The following is a 16,366-nucleotide window of genomic DNA, read 5'->3' on the forward strand; positions in this document are numbered from 1 at the left end:
CGATTCAGACCACCCGGTGGGCACCGGATGCTCGTGCTGCAACCACGGCACGAACCCTTGAGGAGAAACCCGGACATGATCGCCCGACCGCTGACGCGCCGCGGAGTGAGCCGCCTCGCCCTCGCCACCCTGACCCTGACGCTCGGCCTGACCGCCACCGGCGCGCCTTCCGCAGCTTCTGCCGTACGGCCGGCGGCCGTCACGACGGCCAAGCCGACCGTGGTCCTCGTACACGGCGCGTTCGCCGACGCCTCAGGCTTCAACGACATGATCGCCCGGCTGCAGGCGGCCGGCTTCCCGGTGCTCGCCCCGGCCAACCCGCTGCGCGACGTGGCCGGTGACGCCGCCTATGTCTCCAGCATCCTGGACACCCTCACCGGGCCGATCATCCTCGTCGGCCACTCCTACGGCGGCATCGTCATCACCAACGCCGCCCGCGGCCACGACAACGTCAAGGCGCTGGTGTATCTGGGCGCCTTCGCCCCCGACAAGGGCGAAAGCGCGCTGAAGCTGGCCGACCAGTTCCCCGGCAGCGAGCTGGGACACGCGCTGCTGGGCCGCGACTACAAGCTGCCCGACGGCACTGTCGCCGGGACCGACGGCTACATCGTGGCCGAGAAGTTCCGCGAGGTCTTCGCCGCCGACCTGCCCGCGTACAAGACCCGGCTCATGGCCGCAACCCAGCGGCCCGGCAGCGTGAACGGCCTGTCCGGCGGCAGCGGCGAGCCGGCCTGGAAAACGATCCCGTCCTGGTACCTGATCCCCACCCAGGACAAGGTGATCCCGCCGGCCGCCCAGCGGTTCATGGCCAAGCGCGCCGGCAGTACGGTCAGGGAGATCCGCTCCTCCCACGTCGTCATGACCTCCCACCCGGACGCCGCCACCGCGGTCGTCCTGTCCGCCTACGCAGCCACCCGATAGGAGCCGGCATGAAACCCGACACGATCGTCCTGATCCACGGCTTCTGGGTCACCCCCCGAAGCTGGGAACACTGGATCACCCGCTACAAGGCCAAGGGCTTCCGCGTCCTGGCCCCCGCCTATCCCGGCTTCGAGGTCGAGGTCGAGGCGCTCAACGCCGACCCCACCCCGATCGAGCAGGTCACCGTCCCGCAGATCATCGAATCCCTGGAGACGCTCATCCGCGGCCTGGACACCCCGCCGATCATCATGGGCCACTCCGCCGGAGGCGTGTTCACCCAGATCCTGCTCGACCACGGGTACGGCGCCGCCGGGGTGGCCATCAACTCCGCCCCCGCCGAAGGCGTCAAGATCATCCCGCTGTCGCAGCTCAAGGCCACCTTCCCCGTACTCAAGAACCCCGCCAATCGCCACAGGGCAGTCGGCCTCGACTACGAGCACTGGCGCTACGCCTTCACCAACACCTTCCCCGAGGACCAGGCCCGCGCCACCTATGAGCGCTACCACATCCCCGCCTCCGGCAACATCTTCTGGGGCAGCGCCCTGGCCAACATCCACCCCGGCAAGGACGACAACTGGGTCAACTACCGCAACGACTCCCGCAAGCCGCTGCTGTTCATCGCCGGCGAGAACGACAACCTCATGCCGCCCAAGATCCAGCGCTCCAACGCCGCGCACTACAAGTCGCCCAAGACGATCACCGAAGTGGCCGAGTACTCCGGCCGCTCCCACCTGATGCCCGCGCAGGACGGCTGGGAAGAGATCGCCGACCACGCCCTCACCTGGGCCCTGGACCACTCCTGACGTCGAAGGCCGGCTTCCGGACTCGAGGCTCCGGAAGCCGGCCCCGGGCGCAAGCGGTACGGGGGCGGCCCCATGGGACTGATTGCCACCATCGCCGCGGCCGACAACTACAGGCGCTGACCCCGGAGGAGGTCCCCCATGACGCAGGTCCGCTTCACCCACATCGGCGGCCCCACGGTCCTGATCGAGTTCGGCGGCTGGCGGCTGCTCACCGACCCGACCTTCGATCCCCCCGGCCGCACCTACTCCTTCGGCTGGGGAACCTCCTCCCGCAAGCTGACCGGCCCGGCCATCGCCGCCGCCGACCTACCGGACTTGGACGCCGTCCTGCTCACGCACGTGCATCATGGCGACAACCTCGACCACGCAGGATTCGCCCTGCTGCCGGCCGCTGACACGATCGTGACGACCTCCTCCGGCGCCCGCTCCTTGCCGCACCCGGCCCGAGGGCTGCGGGTGGGACAGACCACCCGTCTGGAAACCCCCGGACGCCCGCCCATCGACATCACCGCCACCCCGTGCCGGCACGGCCCCCCACTCAGCGGACCGGTCGTAGGCGAGGTCATCGGCTTCGCGCTCACCTGGCCCGGCCAGGAACACGGTCCCCTCTGGATCACTGGCGACACCGTCTACCACCGGGCACTTCGCAACACGGCCGCCCGCCTGCGGCCCGGAACGATCCTGCTGCATCTGGGCGGCGTCGGCTTTCCGATCACCGGATCCCTGCGCTACACGATGACCGCCAGGCAGGCCGTCCGCCCGTGTGAGATGCGGGTTGGCTCATGCGAAACCGACCGCAGGGTGCCCCCCACGCCATCCTGCCCGCCGAGGTGTTCGCGACCTTCTTCGGCGGCCGCGGCCGGATCGATGCCATCGCCGCGCAGCGCCGCGGCCTTCCGCGCGCGGGTGGCGCTCCCCTCGGCCACCTCGCCCGGCGCGAACGGCCGGACCCCAAGGGTCGTTCTCCGGCTGATGTACCGGATAAACGTGTGCGAGTCCTGGCCTTAACCCAGCAGGACGGTCCCCAGGCCGAGTAGCGCGCAGATGCCGAGGATGCGCAACATCGGCCACTTCAGGGCGAAGGTCATGACCAGCGCGGCGGCGGTGATCGCCGACGCGACGGGGCTGAGCGTGGCCAGGTCGGGCACCTGGATGCGGAGCGGCCCGCCGTACCAGGTGAAAGTGCGGGCGAACAGGGTGTGCTCGGCGAAGTAGAGGGCGAGGTTGGCGATGACGCCGACGACGGCGGCGGTGATCCCGGTCAGGGCGGCGCTGATGGCGGTGTTGTGCCGCAGCCGCTCCACGTACGGCGCGCCCAGGAAGATGAACAGGAAGCAGGGGACGAAGGTGACCCAGGTGGTCAGCAGCGCGCCGAGCACGGCGCCCGCCCACGGGTTCAGGCCGCCCGGGTCCCGGAAGGCGCCGAGGAAGGCCACGAACTGCACCACCATGATGAGCGGGCCGGGCGTGGTCTCGGCCAGGGCAAGGCCGCGCACCATCTCGCCCGGGGTGAGCCAGGCGTAGGTCTCCACCGCGCGCTGGGCCACGAAGGCCAGCACCGCGTAGGCGCCGCCGAAGGTGACCAGCGCCGTGCCGGAGAAGAACAATCCCTGTGCGGTGAAGACGCTGCCGGGGCCGAACAGCAGCGCGACCACGCCGACGGGCAGCCACCACGCCACCAGCCCGACGGCCAGAATCTTCCCGGCCGAGCGCCGGCTGGGCCGGGCGTGGTGCAGGGCGTCGTCCGGGATCAACGGGGCGGGGCCGCCGTCCGTGCCGTGCCCGTTGCCGCCTTTCAGCGCGTGCGGGACGAGCTTGGAGACGGCCCACCCGGCCACGGCGGCGACGGCGATCACGATGGGGAACGGCACCCCGAACAACGCCAGCGCCGCGAAGGCCACCACCGCCAGGGCCGCGAACACCGGGTGGGTCAGCGACCGCCTGGCGACCCGGATGACGGCTTGGGCGACGATGGCCAGCACCGCCGGCGCGATCCCGGCGAACAAGGCGGTGACCACGGTGGTGTCCTGCCACAGCACGTAGATCACCGACAGCACGAGCAGGGCGAGCATGCCCGGTAGGACGAACAGGGTGCCCGCGACCAGGCCGCCGCGGGTGCCGTTCAGCAGCCACCCCACGTAGACGGCCAGTTGCTGCGCCTCAGGTCCGGGCAGGAGCATGCAGTAGTTCAGGGCGTGGTTGAAACGCTGCTGGCCGATCCAGCGTTTCTCCTCCACCAGGGTGCGCTGCATGACCGCGATCTGGCCGGCCGGGCCGCCGAAGGTCTGCAGCGAGATGCCGAACCAGGCCCGCACCGCCTGCCGGAACGGGATGACGTCGCGACCGGTCCCGGTGCTCATGCCGGCTCCCGTCCCAGAAGAAGCGCCCGCCGATGGAACTCATACAGCCCGTCGAAGAGCGGCCCGGTGATCTCCAGGACCTTCTCGTCGTCGCACACCATCGACAGGCCACGCAGCACCGTGTCCAGGCCGGGGGCCTCGGGCGCGTCGAAGCGGCCGTCGTCGACGTCGGCCTCGTGCACGATCTCGGCGATCTTCCACAGCACCGGATCGGCCAGGTCGTAGCGGCGCAGAATCGTCTCGAACGAGCAGTCATCCCCGTGGTGCGACAGCTCCGCCCCGCGCATGTCGAACGGCCTGGCATCGCCCGGCACCTCGGCGGGATCGTCGACGAAGACGAACTCGGCCCCGGCGTCGACCTCGCGCCGGATCAGCCACGCGCACGCGGCACGGTCGATGTGCACCCCGGCCCGGGTCGCCCACCTCATGACATGCCCTCCGCTGCTGTCTGCCGGGCCAGCTCCCGTACCGCCTGGCGGGCCGACTCTCGCTCGGCGGGCGGGAAGTAGTCACGGCGTTCGATCCGGCGCAGTTCCGCCTGCAGCTTCCTCACCGTGCGGCTGCGCTCACCCGGCCGCGCGCCCGCGGCTTCGCGTGCCTGGTCGATCACCGCCCCGTACTCGGCCGTCCGCGCCTTCCGCATCTCGGCCGCCACGGCCTTCTCCTGCGCCAGGCTGCCCGCCACGGCCAGCCAGACGGTCGAGGTGCCGCCCACCTCACCGATCTCCTCGGCGATCCACTCCAACTGCTCCCGCGTACGGGCGTCGGCGGGCAAGGCCACCAGGCCGTCACCCAGCCGGGCCACACCGAGCCGGTCCAGCTTGCGCCAGACCGTGATCCGCAACGTCGACGGCTGCCGCGGAATCCGGTACGCGAGCAGCACCCACTCGCCCGCAATGCCCATCGAACCTCCATCAGCGCAACCACAGTTACAGTAACTACGGTTGCACCAGTCGTCCAGGTGGCGTCCCAAACGGAGCGAGGGCCCGCGGATGAAGGCATCCTTGTGCCCGGACTTGCCTGAGAAATAGGTGAGCCGGCTTGGCGGGACGATCGTCGTTTTCTCTTTTGATGCCGCCTTGTGAACCCCTAGATTCGGGCCGGGGCTCCCTAATTAACCGCGATAGTCTGCCGTGGACTTCGCCCTCGACTGCATGATGTACCTCACCGGCGCTGTCGGCCTGCTCATCCTGTTCTGGCCGGCGCGCATCCTGCTGCTACACACCACGGTGTGGGGCGTGTTCACCGCGCTGCTGCGAGAGATGGTGGTCATTCACTGGGCCATGCGCGGCGGGCTCGGTTCGGTGCTGATCGGGCACGGCGCCTTCGAGATCCTGCTCGGGCTGGCGATCATCATCAAGCCCTGGCGATGGCTTCGGCCAGGAGGGCGATCTGTTCCAGATCACCCGAGGCCGTGTAGAACACCACGTCGGTGGCGCCGGCTTCGCGCAGTGCCTGGATCTCCTGGCGGATGCGGGCGGGGCTGGTCAGCGTGTCGGCGCGGGCGGCGGCGAAGAATGCCTGGCCGTAGTAATGGTGGATGTAGTCGTCGGCGACGCGCTCGGCGTCGTGGCCGAGGCTGACGTAGCGGCCGGTCGCGATGCGAGGCTGTCCCTCACGTCCGATCTCCGCCCACTGCTTGCGTACGGCTTGCGCCCCCTCGCGCAGGACGGGCAGGCCGAACAGCGGGGCCACCCAGCCTGTGCCGTGCGTGGCGGCGCGGCGGTGGGCGGCGGGCACCATGCCGCCGAACAGGAGCACCGGCCGCCCGGAGGGCAGGGCGGGCATCGGGCCGCCCTGCCCGGCCAACTCGCCCGACCATGCGCGGCGCATGGTGCTCAGCGTCTTGTCCCACGTCGCGCCGCCGCCGCTCTGGGGCACGTCGCTGGCGGTGTAGTCATCCGGCCAGCCGCCCAGCCCCATCCCGGCGACCAGGCGCCCTCCGGACAGCAGATCGACGGAGGCCATCTGCTTGGCCAGCAGGACGGGGTTGCCGCGCCAGCCGACGTTGAGCACGGTCGTGATCAGCTCGGCGCGAGAGGTCGCGGACGCGGCGGCGGCCAGCGCGGTCAACGGGTCGAGGTTGTCGTAGACCAGGCGGTCGATCACGCCGAGGCTGTCGAACCCGGACCGCTCGGCCTCTGCGGCCCACCGGCCGAGCGTTGTCATGTCCGTGCCGGGCACTGCCGCGGGAAGTCCAATTCCGATCTTCATATTCGCGACGATAGGCCGGGCCGAGCTGCCCGGTCTTGCAGGAATCGGACACTCATGGCGATCATCGGCACCCAGCTCGCGCCACCTTACAGCCGACTCCGGCCGGCCAGTCCCCACGTCGCTGACCTGCGCTGGCACCCACGGCCTGAACCGGGCGGAACGCTCCGCGCCAACGGGTCCGGCTCGGGTTACGCGGTCTCCGCGCACACCTGGGAACTCCCGCCGGCTCACCGAACCGGCCCGAGACGCCCCGAGGATCAAAGAAGCCGACCGAAAGACAAGCGCCCCGTTCACTCTCGGGGGCTGGTGTTACTGCCCTGTCATCGCGTCCCGCAGTTGGCGACGTGAGGTGACCTCGAGCTTCCTGAACACTTTGCGCAGATGATATTCGACGGTGCTGGAGCTGATGAACAACTCGGTGGCGATCTCCTGGTTGGTGGTGCCGCCCGCTGCCAGCCGGGCTACGCGCAACTCCTGTGGGGTGAGGTCGCGGACCGTGCTGACATCGCGCGGGCGCGTGTGCTCGCCGGTGGCGGCCAGTTCGGTACGGGCCCGCTCGGCGAAGGCGGATGCGCCCATTTCGGCGAAGAGCCGGTGTGCCAGCCGCAGGTGCTGGCGTGCTTCGGTACGGCGGTGGCGCCGGCGTAGCCATTCGCCGTACAGCAGGTGGCTGCGGGCGGTCTCGGTAGCCAGCGGGGTCGGAGCCAGGTAGTTGAGCGCTTCTTGATAGCGGCGTTCGTCGTCGGTCACCAGGGCCCGGCTGCGGGCCAGCACACCGAGGGCCCAGGGGGTGGCGCTCGCCTCGGCGCGCTCACCCAGCCGGAGGAGTGCGCGCTCGGCTGCGCGGGTGTCGTTGTTGCGCACAGCCGCCTCAACGAGGTCGGGCAGCACGCCGCCACCGTAGTGGGGCGGGTTGAGGTCGTGGATGAGCTGGGCGGCTTGCTGCGCCTGGGCGTAGCGGCGGTGCCCGAGTTCGAGGATGACGTGGGCGGTGCGGGCGAGCTGCACCTGCAGGCCGCCCGGTTGCTCGGCGTCCGGGCCCGCTTGTGCCGCCACGGCGGCCAAGGTGCGTTCGCGATCGCCCCGCCAGGCATGCAGCAGGGCGTCACTGCTGCCGGCGTAGCGCAGGTCCGCGCCTATCGCGCCGGCCACGTCCATGAACTCGGCGAAGTGCGCCTGAGCCGTGTCGAACCGGCCGCAGAACAATGCGTGGGTCGCCATGCCGTGAACGCCGGCCTGCAGCATGCGCAGCGCCCCCTGCCGCCTGGCCCCGGCGGCGAAGTGCTGGGAGGCGGCGCCCAGGGTGTCGATGTCCCATAGGTCGAGTGCGAGCACCGCGCCCAGCAGGAACCAGCGGGCGGCGTCGCCGTGGTCGGCGGCTGCGGCTCGCATCGCCGCCACGCCGCGGCGCATCAGCGGCACCGCTTCGGCGTACCCGCCGGCGACCAGCGTGGCGTGTGCGCTCAGCAGCAGGTCGGCCGTGGTGGGTTCGCCTTCGGGGGCCGGCGCCGCGAGCGCCTGCCGGGCTACGGTCACGGCGCTGACCCCGACGCCGATCCTCGCCACGACAATCGCAGCGTCGAATGCCTCAAGCAGTGTGTCGCGGCTTGCCTTCGGGTCGAGTTCGCACAGGATCTGAGCGGCCTGGAGCAGAAGGGCGACCGCGCCCTCTCGGCCGAGCATGACGTTGAGGAAGCCGCGCAGGCGCATGACCTGGGCGTCCAGGAAGGGGGCGCCGGCTCCTGAGGCGAGCAGGTCCAGCAGTTCCTCGGCCAGGTGCGGCGCCCCGGCGGTCAGGGCTGCGCCGCAGGCGGCGAGGATCCGGCTGTTGCGGTGTGTCGGGGCGGAGGTGAGCTCGGCGGCGCGGCGCAGGAACGCGGCCTGCGCCAGGTGTCCGCCGCGCTCGCGGGCCCGGTGCGCTGCCGCTTCAAGCTTGTCGGCGACATCGGTGTCGGGGCCGGTGGCCGCGGCGGCCAGGTGCCAGGCCTGCCGGTCGCCATCGGCATGGGGGTCGGTGACTGCGGCCAGGGCGGCATGCGCCTGGCGCCGTCGGCCTGCTGGGGCTCCGCCGTAGATCGCGGAGCGGATCAGGGGGTGGCGGAAGTGCCCGGCCGAGCGGGGGGACAGCAGGTCGCTGCGTTCGGCATGGTCGAACGCGTCGTCGATGTCCGTTGCGGAGGCACCGGATAGGTGGGCGACCGCCAGCCGTGTGATCGCGAGATCTCCGGTGGCATCGGCAGCGGCCACGAGCAGCACCTGCTGCGCTAGCGGGTTGAGGTCGCCCACAAGGCGCAAGAAGCGCTCTTCCAGCTTGCGGTCGAGGGAGACCGGCTCACCGTAAACCGCTTCGCTCTCCCCGGTGGCCAGCCCGCGGCCAAGTTCCAGGATCGCCAGCGGGTTGCCGCGGGTCTGCTCGACGCAGCGGCGCAGGACCACGCGGTCGATGTCGGCGTCGAGCAGAGCCGACAGCATGATCGCGGCTTCCTCGTCCGCCAGGCCATCCAGGGGAAGCTCGGGCAAACCGGCGAGGCCGGCCAGTGCGGGATGGTCGTCGCGGACGCCGAACATCACGATGATGCCGTCGGCGTACAGGCGGCGGGCGACGAAGGCGAGCACGTCCAGCGATTCGCGGTCCAGCCATTGCGCGTCGTCGCACACGACCAGGACCGGTCTCTCGGCGGCGGCCTCGGCGAGCAGGGTCAATGCGGCGAGTCCGACGAGGAAGCGGTCGGGCGGAGCGGCCTGCAGCATGCCGAAGGCTGTTTCCAGCGCATCACGCTGCGGGCCGGGCAGGCGGCCGCGCTGGCCCAGGTAGGGCAGCAGCAGACGGTGCAGCGCGGCGAAACCGAGCTCCTGTTCGGCCTGCACGCCGGCGATCTGGGTCACCTGCATACCGGCGGCGTGGGCCACGGCGTAGTCCAGCAGGGCGGTCTTGCCGATCCCGGCCGGGCCGCTGAGAACCATGGTTGCGCTCAGCCCCGTCGCCGCCCGCTCCAGCAAGGTGTCGAGCTGGGCGGTTTCAGCCTTCCTGCCGCGCAAAATCATGGGCTCAGCCTAGAGGTTCGACCGATTCGCGCCACTTGCACTGGGGTGTTTCAAGGATTCGATCCGCCTCAGCCGGGAGGGATGCTGACCGAGGTCCCTGACATCGCAGAAGGAGTTCGACAATGTCAAAACCCGTCCTGGAGCCCGCCGCGCAAGCGTTCGCCGACGCGACGGCGAATCCGCCCTATCTGTTCGAGCTTTCGCCTGAGCAAGGTCGCAAAGCGGTCGACGCGGCACAGTCACCTCAGCTCGACGTGCCGGGCACGCCGCCGTCCGCGGGCCGAAGGACACACGCTCCGGGTCGGCGGACCAAGACCGTGTCACCACCCAGGTGACCGCGTAAGAGCCGCGCCCGTCTCCCGTTTCTCGCAGGTGCGTCCCCATGGTCAGGTTGCCGGCGCCTCCTCGATGACCCACTGGATCCCATGCTGGACGAGGAAGTCGAGGAAGGCGGTCGGATGGCAGGCTTGGGCGGGGGCGAGCACTCCCGGCTCGGCCGGGCCGACGATGAGGCGGCGGGCGCTTTCGACAGCGATCACCGCGGTCGTGCCGTAGGTGTCGGGGCCCCGGACGATGCCGCGGGCGCGGCGGCCGGCCGTACTGGTGGCGTCGAGCACGTAGGTGAAGCGCTGGGTGCGGCGGCTGCCCGTATCGGGTCCTTCCGGCAGGCTTTCGATGATCTCCGGGGTGAGCGAGGTGTTCAGCTGGTCGCCCAGGGCCGCTTCGGTCAGGCCCTCGACGTGCCGGACGCGAATGTGACGGGGAATGGTCACCACCTCCGAGACGGGGAAGGCCGTCACCGGGGTCGCCTCCGACTGTCCGGGCAGCCTGATCGCGGTGTGGCGGGCGGGCATGCCGGAGTGCCAGTCGCCGTTGTCGTAGGCCATGCCTCCCGTCTTGATGGCGTCGATCGTTTCGAGCACCGAGCGCAGCGAGCCGCGCGACATGCCGCCCCCGACGACCACGTGGGTGGTGATGAGCTCTTCGAGCGGTCCGAGGCGGTCGGCCAGCATGTGCGGAACGCGCTCACCAGCGCCTCATGGTCGCTGGTGTCGGCCACGCGTCGTTCCGCGTCGGGGAGGCCGACCGCCACGGCGGCCTCCTTCAGGCGCGCGGGATCGTGTCCGGCCAGGACTGTCTCGATGTCGCGTCGTGCCAGTTCGGTGAGCACGAGCTTGCCCTGGTATCCGCTCGCACCGTAAACGGCGATCTTCATGTCGTCTCCTCACGATGGACGCTGCGCGGCTGCTCAGCCCATCAGCACCGTAGGACGCCGATACAAGACGATAGGACGTGGCGTTCCTGCCGCGCGGATCCGCGCACGGGCTGGCCGACGACCCCTCGACCCCGGTCAGCGAGCCGCCCACAACGCTCGCCGGAGAAACGTCAGCCGACCGGCCGCCGACGGTGGTCATGCTCTGCGGCGCCTATCTCCTGGACGGATCCGGGCCCCATCCGCTCCTGAACGACCTGCCCGAGGTCATCCACCTGCCGACGCGGGTAGGGCGCCACCGGGAGCTCCGCGCCGCGGTCGAACTCCTCGGCGTGGAACTGGACGGCGACGCCCGCCCAGGCTCCGACACCATCCTGCTCACCCTGCTGGACCTGCTCCTGCTCTACATCCGCACCTCCGACGCCCCCGTCAACACGATCGCCCAGCAGGTCGGCTACAGCTCGCAGTACACCTTCACCCATGCCTTCAAACGCCAGTACGGGTCGCCGCCCGGCGGTTACCGGCACCGCCGGGAAGATCAGGAGGCCGTCGGTCACACGTCGCCGAACATGCGCTTCTTGTCGCTCTCCGGGGATTCAAGCGCATGAAGTGCCTGGTTCAGTGAGCCTTCCTCGAAGCCGAAATGCGCCTTCATCGCGGCCTTGATGTCGTTGATCTGTATGAAGAGCTGGTGCGGTGATGATTGCGGATCGTCGAGGCTCAGCTGGAAATCGGCCAGGAGGCGGGCGAGAACCTCGTGCTCGCGGCCCAGGCGGGTGATCGTGGGCTCCAGCTCGGGCAGCTGGTGCAGCAAGGCCGGGAAGAAGTCGCTGTCCTCGCTGCGGTGATGGCTGCCCAGGGCCGCGCAGAAGGTGTAGCAGAAGTCGCGGAGCTCGGGTTTGAGGCTCTGGGCGCGTTCGCCGGAGCGGATGGCCCTGCGGGCGTCTTTCAGTGCCTTTTCCAGGCGGTGGTGGACGTCCTGCAACTCCCGGTGCCAGGCGAAGATGCGGTTGCGCAGCATGACGGCACTCAGCGGAAGTCGCCGGCCTGCTGCGCGGACCCCCGGGCGGGCAGCCCGGTGAGCGAGTGTCGCCGGCCCGCGTGTCCGCCCTTGAGCACCGAAAAACCGGTCACTCCGGTCACCAGAGTCATTCTCGGCGTCCTTCCGCTGTCGGCGCTCGGCCGCGGTCGTTCGCGGCGAGCAGTTTCGGTAGCTGCTCCAGCAGGCTCTCGTGCCAGGCGATCTCGGCCCGCAGGCGGGCCGTGGTGTGGTCGAAGGTCAGCGGCTCCAGCCCGCGCAGGTACGGCTCGGCCTGCTCGCGCTGGTGCCGCCAGGCGGTAAGCCGGGCGGCCAGCACGTCGCGCCGCCCGCCGATCAGTGCCCGCAGGTCTTCTTCGGCGAGATCGCCGGCGTAGTGCAACGCGAGATCCACCGGGTCAGGACGCAGCCGGACCTCGCGCAGCGTCCGGTCGCGCAGCGCGATGAACTCCTCGCGCCCGGCTGAGGTGAGCGCGTACACCGTCCGCGCCGGACCCGCCCCCCGCTCGGTACGGACCACCTCGATCGCGCCCTCGGCGACGAGCCGGTGCAAAGCCCCGTACAGCGAGCCCACCTTGATGTCGGTCCACAACTCCGTGCGGTCCAGTTGCGCCTGCCGGCGGATCTGATGCCCGTGCATCGGACCGCGCAGCAGGGCGCCGAGCACGAACATGCGCGCGTCACTCACCCAGCTACTCAAACACGAGTAGCGCCAACTAGTCAAACACGAGTAGCTCCGATGGAGACGACGGAGGATGTCGAGAATCGGCACGCGGTTCCGTCCCCCGAAAGAAGAACCACCCAGCAGACACACAAGCGAAAGGCGCCGCCAGCAATGCGCAAGCTCATCGTTCAGCAGTGGGTCACCCTCGACAACATCGCCGCGGAGGAGGACGGCGGGCTCGGCTTCGTGTCCGTGGAACCCTTCTCCGAGAAGAGCGACCCCGCGTACAAGGCCCGCGTGATGGGGCTCATCGACGCGGTCGACACGCTGATTCTCGGCGCGAACACCTACGCCCAGTCCACGGGCTGGGCCAGCGCCACCGAGCAGGGCGAGTACGGCGAAAAGCTCAACAACCTCACCAAGTTCGTCGCCTCCTCGACACTGGAGCAGGCCCCCTGGGGCGCGTTCGCCGCCGCGACCGTGACGCGCGACCCGGCCGCCACCATCGGTGAACTCAAGCGGCAAATCGGCAAAGACATCTGGCTGTGGGGCAGCCTGACCCTCATGCGCTCCCTGCTGCAGGCCGGCCTCGTCGACGAGATCACCCTGCTCGTCTGCCCGACCGCACGCGGCAAGGGCACACGCCTCTTCGAAGACCGGCAGGACCTGAAGCTCATCGAGGCCACCGGATTCGACAACGGCGTGGTCATTCTGCGCTACGAGATCACGAAGTAGGCACTCCAGGCCGGGCAAAGAGCCGCCCAAGGCATGCTCTAGCGTCATCCCCATGAAGGCGGCTCGGTATCTGTGCTGGCTGGCCTGGGCGCAGAAGGGCCGGGTCGCGCTGGGCGCGATGCTGGGAACCCTCTGGATGGTGGGCCTGACGCTCCCGCCGTACCTGCTGTCCAGAGCCATCGACGACGACCTGGCGCCCGGCTGGGTCATGGCGCTGCTGGCGGCGGGCCTGGTCAACGCCTGGCTGGCGATGTTGCGGCACCGCACGATGACCAAGATCCGGATGGACGCCAACTTCCGCACCGTGCGCGTCCTCATCGAGCAGATCAACAACCTGGGCGCCGACCTGCCCAAGCGCGCTTCTGCGGGCGACGTGGTGACGATCGGCATCGGCGACGTCATCGCCATCGCCGCCTCGCTGACGGTGACCGGCCCCGGCGTGGGCGCGGTGATCAGCTACGGCGTGGTGGCGATGCTGTTGCTGCAGGTCTCCGTGGTGCTGGCCGTCGTGGTGCTGCTGGGCGTGCCGCTGCTGGCGGTTCTGCTCGGCCCGCTGCTCGGGCGGCTGATGAAGGTGCAGAACGGCTACCGCGAGAACCAGGGCAGGCTGACCACGCGCCTGGTCGACCTGATCGAGGGGCTACGGGTGCTCAACGCCTTCGGCGGCAAGGCCGCCTACGCCGAGCGGTACCGCGCCGACTCGGCGAGCCTGCGCGAGCAGGGCTACCGGGTGGCGTCGCTGACGAGCTGGATCGGCGCGCTGGGCACCGGATTGCCCGCGCTGTTCCTGGCCGCGGTTACCTGGCTGGGCGCCCGGCTGGCCGCCGAGGGGGCGATCACGGTGGGCGAGCTGGTCGGGGTATACGGGTACATCGTCATGCTGGTCGTTCCCGTCTCCTTCTTCATCGAGGGCAGCTTCCAGGTCAGCCACGGCCTGGTCGCCGCCCGCCAGGTCACCCGTTTCCTCGGACTGCGCGCCGGGGAGCGGCCCCGGCCCGCCGGGCCGCAGGTCGCGCCGGGGAGCCTGGTGGGGCTGGTCAGCGCCCGGCCTGAGGAGAGCGTGGCGCTGCTCGAAGAGATGGGCGGGTTCGACGGCACCTCGCTGATCGCCGACCACGACGCCGCCCTGTTCGCGGGCACGCTGCGCGAGGTCCTCCAGGGCCGGGGCGAGGCGGACGACGCGGCCGTCCAGCGGGCCGTGCACGTGGCCGCGGCGCAGGACGTGGTCGCGGGGCTGCGCCACGGGCTCGACTCGATGATCGAACCCGGCGGCCGCAACCTGTCGGGCGGCCAGCGTCAGCGCGTGCGCCTGGCCCGGGCCTTGCTGGCCGAGCCCGAGGTACTGCTGGCCGTGGAGCCCACCTCCGCGCTGGACGCCCACACCGAGTCCCTCCTCGCCGGACGACTCCGTACGGCCCGCGCCGGCCGTACCACGGTCGTGGCCACCACCTCCCCGCTGCTGCTCGCCGAGGCCGACCAGGTGCTGTTCATCGAGGACGGGCGGGTGGCCGCGGCCGGCACCCACCGCGAGCTGATGGACTCCGCCCCCGCCTACCGATCGGTGCTCGCATGAACCGCGACCTGCCCGTCGCCGACCGGCAGCAGGTACGGCGGGCCGCCCTGCGCCTGGTCAGGCGGGACGTGCCGGGATTCACCGCGACGCTGCTGCTCAACTGCCTCGCGGCGGCCGCAGCGCTGGTCAGCCCGTGGCTGCTGGGCCGGATCGTCGACTCCATCGGCGCCGGGGGCACGGTCGATCTGCTGGCCGCGATCGCCGTGGGCGCGGCGCTGGCCCAGCTGGTCCTGTCCAGGTACGCCGAGAAGACCGGGCATCGGTTCAGCGAGCGGGTCCAGGAACGTATCCGCGCCGAACTCCTCGATCGGGTGCTGGCCCTGCCCGCCGCCACGGTCGAGCACATCCGCACCGGCGACCTGACCGCCCGCGGAACCACCGACGTGGCCGTCGTCGGCAGCACCCTGCGCGACGCCGCCCCCGAGATCCTCGTCTCGAGCCTGCAGGCGCTCTTCCTGATCGTCGCCGTCTTCCTGGCCGACCCGGTCCTGGGCGCCTGCGGCCTGATCGCGCTGGCCGGCATCGCGGCCGCCTCCCGCTGGTACCTTCGCCGTGCCCGGCCCGCGTACCTGGAGGAAGGCGCCGCCCGCTCGGAGCTGGCCGAGCACCTGGCCGCCAACGCCGCCGGCGCCCGGACCATCGAGGCTCTGGGCCTGCAGGCCAAGCGCACGCGCGCGGCGGAACGGGTGATCGAGCGCGGCCGGACCGCCCAGCTGCGCACCCTTTTCCTGCGCAGCGTGCTCTGGCCGTCGGTGGAGGTCTCCGCGCTCCTGCCGCCCGTGCTGGTGCTGCTGCTCGGCGGGGTGCTCCTGGACCGCGGCCAGGTCACGCTGGGCGCGATCGTCACCTGCGTGCTGTACCTGCGCCAGCTCGGCCAGCCGATCGAGACGATCCTGATCTGGCTGGAGCAGCTGCAGAGCAGCGCCGCCTCCTTCGCCAGGATCGAGGGCCTCGCGACCCCGGCGCGGCGGGAGGTCGCCGCCGCGGCGCCCCAGGGCGACCGCATCGAGGCGGCCGGCGTGCACTTCGCCTACGAAGACGACGACGTGGTGTCCGGCGTCGATCTGAGCGTACGGCCCGGCGAGCGCCTGGCCGTCGTCGGTCCCTCCGGAGCCGGCAAGTCCACCCTGGGCAAGCTGCTGGCCGGCATCGACCGCCCCCGCCTGGGCACGGTCACCGTCGGCTCGGTGCCCGTCGCCGACCTCTCCCCCGCCCGGCTGCGCGAGCACGTCGTCCTGGTCACCCAGGAACAGCACCTGTTCCTCGGCACGGTCCGCGACAACCTGCTGCTGGCGGATCCGTCGGCCGGCGACGACCGCCTGGACAAGGCGCTGGCGGCGGTCGGCGCCGACTGGGTCGCCTCGCTCGACGACGAGCTGGGGTCCCTGTCGTCAGGTGCCGCCCTCGGCCCGGACCGGGTCCAGCAGCTCGCCCTGGCCAGGGTCATCCTGGCCGACCCGCACACGGTCATCCTCGACGAGGCCACCGCCATGCTCGACCCCCGCACGGCCAGACGCGCCGAACGCTCGCTCGCCGCCGTCCTGGAAGGGCGGACCGTCATCGCGATCGCCCACCGCCTGCACACGGCCCGCGACGCCGACCGGGTGGTGGTCATGGACGACGGCCGGGTGGTGGAGGTCGGCTCCCACGACGACCTGGTCGCGGCGGGCGGGGTGTACGAGACGCTGTGGAGGTCGTGGTACGGCTCGCGGAGTGCCGGCGCCCGGTGAACCCGGGGTGCTGACCAGCGTCTGTCACCCCGCAATTCATGAAGTGTTTCTGGGCGAGATGTCTCCTGG

General features: G+C 70.7%; 16 protein-coding genes. 7 read left to right on the top strand and 9 right to left on the bottom strand.

The annotated features are described in order from the left end of the window. Positions 1 to 75 precede the first annotated feature (75 nt). The 3 genes from FVE25_RS40685 to FVE25_RS40695 all read left to right on the top strand — a co-directional run bounded on the left by FVE25_RS40685 (position 76) and on the right by FVE25_RS40695 (position 2,732). Positions 76 to 921 (top strand): alpha/beta fold hydrolase, encoded by an 846-nt coding sequence (locus FVE25_RS40685; RefSeq protein WP_157252845.1) that lies wholly within the window; start codon positions 76 to 78, stop codon positions 919 to 921. A gap of 8 nt (positions 922 to 929) precedes the next feature. Next, positions 930 to 1,724, top strand: coding sequence for an alpha/beta hydrolase (locus FVE25_RS40690; protein ID WP_157252846.1), 795 nt, complete (start codon positions 930 to 932; stop codon positions 1,722 to 1,724). 138 nt (positions 1,725 to 1,862) lie between these two features. Continuing rightward, positions 1,863 to 2,732: an MBL fold metallo-hydrolase gene (locus FVE25_RS40695; protein WP_157252847.1), complete on the top strand. Its 870-nt coding sequence runs from the start codon at positions 1,863 to 1,865 to the stop codon at positions 2,730 to 2,732. Here the strand turns inward: FVE25_RS40695 and chrA are convergent. The 6 genes from chrA to FVE25_RS40725 form a co-directional block, all read right to left on the bottom strand. Further along, positions 2,729 to 4,084 (bottom strand): chromate efflux transporter, encoded by a 1,356-nt coding sequence (gene chrA / locus FVE25_RS40700; protein ID WP_157252848.1) that lies wholly within the window; start codon positions 4,082 to 4,084, stop codon positions 2,729 to 2,731. The genes FVE25_RS40695 and chrA overlap by 4 nt on opposite strands. Next, the gene (locus tag FVE25_RS40705; RefSeq protein WP_157252849.1) at positions 4,081 to 4,512 is read right to left on the bottom strand and encodes a chromate resistance protein ChrB domain-containing protein; all 432 of its coding nucleotides are present in this window, start codon (positions 4,510 to 4,512) and stop codon (positions 4,081 to 4,083) included. Before FVE25_RS40705 ends, chrA begins: the two co-directional genes overlap by 4 nt. Then, positions 4,509 to 4,988, bottom strand: coding sequence for a Chromate resistance protein ChrB (locus FVE25_RS40710; protein WP_157252850.1), 480 nt, complete (start codon positions 4,986 to 4,988; stop codon positions 4,509 to 4,511). Before FVE25_RS40710 ends, FVE25_RS40705 begins: the two co-directional genes overlap by 4 nt. A gap of 452 nt (positions 4,989 to 5,440) precedes the next feature. Beyond that, complete coding sequence (locus FVE25_RS40715; RefSeq protein ID WP_157252851.1) at positions 5,441 to 6,298, bottom strand: LLM class flavin-dependent oxidoreductase; 858 nt, start codon at positions 6,296 to 6,298, stop codon at positions 5,441 to 5,443. 309 nt (positions 6,299 to 6,607) lie between these two features. Further along, positions 6,608 to 9,343 carry a helix-turn-helix transcriptional regulator gene (locus tag FVE25_RS40720; RefSeq protein WP_157252852.1) on the bottom strand — a complete coding sequence of 912 codons (2,736 nt, stop codon included), beginning with the start codon at positions 9,341 to 9,343 and terminating at the stop codon, positions 6,608 to 6,610. A gap of 386 nt (positions 9,344 to 9,729) precedes the next feature. After that, positions 9,730 to 10,356, bottom strand: coding sequence for a saccharopine dehydrogenase family protein (locus FVE25_RS40725; RefSeq protein ID WP_219825872.1), 627 nt, complete (start codon positions 10,354 to 10,356; stop codon positions 9,730 to 9,732). A 280-nt stretch (positions 10,357 to 10,636) separates the two neighbouring features. Here FVE25_RS40725 and FVE25_RS40730 point away from each other — a divergent pair, with 280 nt between their 5' ends. After that, positions 10,637 to 11,164 (top strand): AraC family transcriptional regulator, encoded by a 528-nt coding sequence (locus FVE25_RS40730; protein ID WP_157252853.1) that lies wholly within the window; start codon positions 10,637 to 10,639, stop codon positions 11,162 to 11,164. Here FVE25_RS40730 and FVE25_RS40735 read toward each other — a convergent pair. The 3 genes from FVE25_RS40735 to FVE25_RS40740 are packed head-to-tail and all read right to left on the bottom strand — an operon-like array spanning position 11,110 to position 12,283. Beyond that, positions 11,110 to 11,577 (bottom strand): hemerythrin domain-containing protein, encoded by a 468-nt coding sequence (locus FVE25_RS40735; RefSeq protein ID WP_157252854.1) that lies wholly within the window; start codon positions 11,575 to 11,577, stop codon positions 11,110 to 11,112. The two genes, FVE25_RS40730 and FVE25_RS40735, sit on opposite strands and share 55 nt — an antisense overlap. An 8-nt stretch (positions 11,578 to 11,585) precedes the next feature. Continuing rightward, positions 11,586 to 11,708: a hypothetical protein gene (locus tag FVE25_RS56550; RefSeq protein ID WP_281367956.1), complete on the bottom strand. Its 123-nt coding sequence runs from the start codon at positions 11,706 to 11,708 to the stop codon at positions 11,586 to 11,588. Continuing rightward, positions 11,705 to 12,283: a PadR family transcriptional regulator gene (locus FVE25_RS40740; RefSeq protein WP_157252855.1), complete on the bottom strand. Its 579-nt coding sequence runs from the start codon at positions 12,281 to 12,283 to the stop codon at positions 11,705 to 11,707. Before FVE25_RS40740 ends, FVE25_RS56550 begins: the two co-directional genes overlap by 4 nt. Before the next feature lie 51 nt (positions 12,284 to 12,334). Here FVE25_RS40740 and FVE25_RS40745 point away from each other — a divergent pair, with 51 nt between their 5' ends. The 3 genes from FVE25_RS40745 to FVE25_RS40755 are packed head-to-tail and all read left to right on the top strand — an operon-like array spanning position 12,335 to position 16,297. Continuing rightward, on the top strand, positions 12,335 to 12,994 hold the full coding sequence (locus FVE25_RS40745) for a dihydrofolate reductase family protein (RefSeq protein WP_219825873.1): 660 nt from the start codon (positions 12,335 to 12,337) through the stop codon (positions 12,992 to 12,994). Between the two features lie 52 nt (positions 12,995 to 13,046). Next, positions 13,047 to 14,567, top strand: a complete 1,521-nt coding sequence (locus tag FVE25_RS40750) for an ABC transporter transmembrane domain-containing protein (RefSeq protein ID WP_219825874.1) — start codon at positions 13,047 to 13,049, stop codon at positions 14,565 to 14,567. Then, positions 14,564 to 16,297 carry an ABC transporter ATP-binding protein gene (locus FVE25_RS40755; protein ID WP_157252856.1) on the top strand — a complete coding sequence of 578 codons (1,734 nt, stop codon included), beginning with the start codon at positions 14,564 to 14,566 and terminating at the stop codon, positions 16,295 to 16,297. The genes FVE25_RS40750 and FVE25_RS40755 overlap by 4 nt, the downstream gene beginning before the upstream one ends. Positions 16,298 to 16,366: the final 69 nt, after the last annotated feature.

It is taken from the genome of Nonomuraea typhae, assembly GCF_009760925.1.
Taxonomy (GTDB): domain Bacteria; phylum Actinomycetota; class Actinomycetes; order Streptosporangiales; family Streptosporangiaceae; genus Nonomuraea; species Nonomuraea typhae.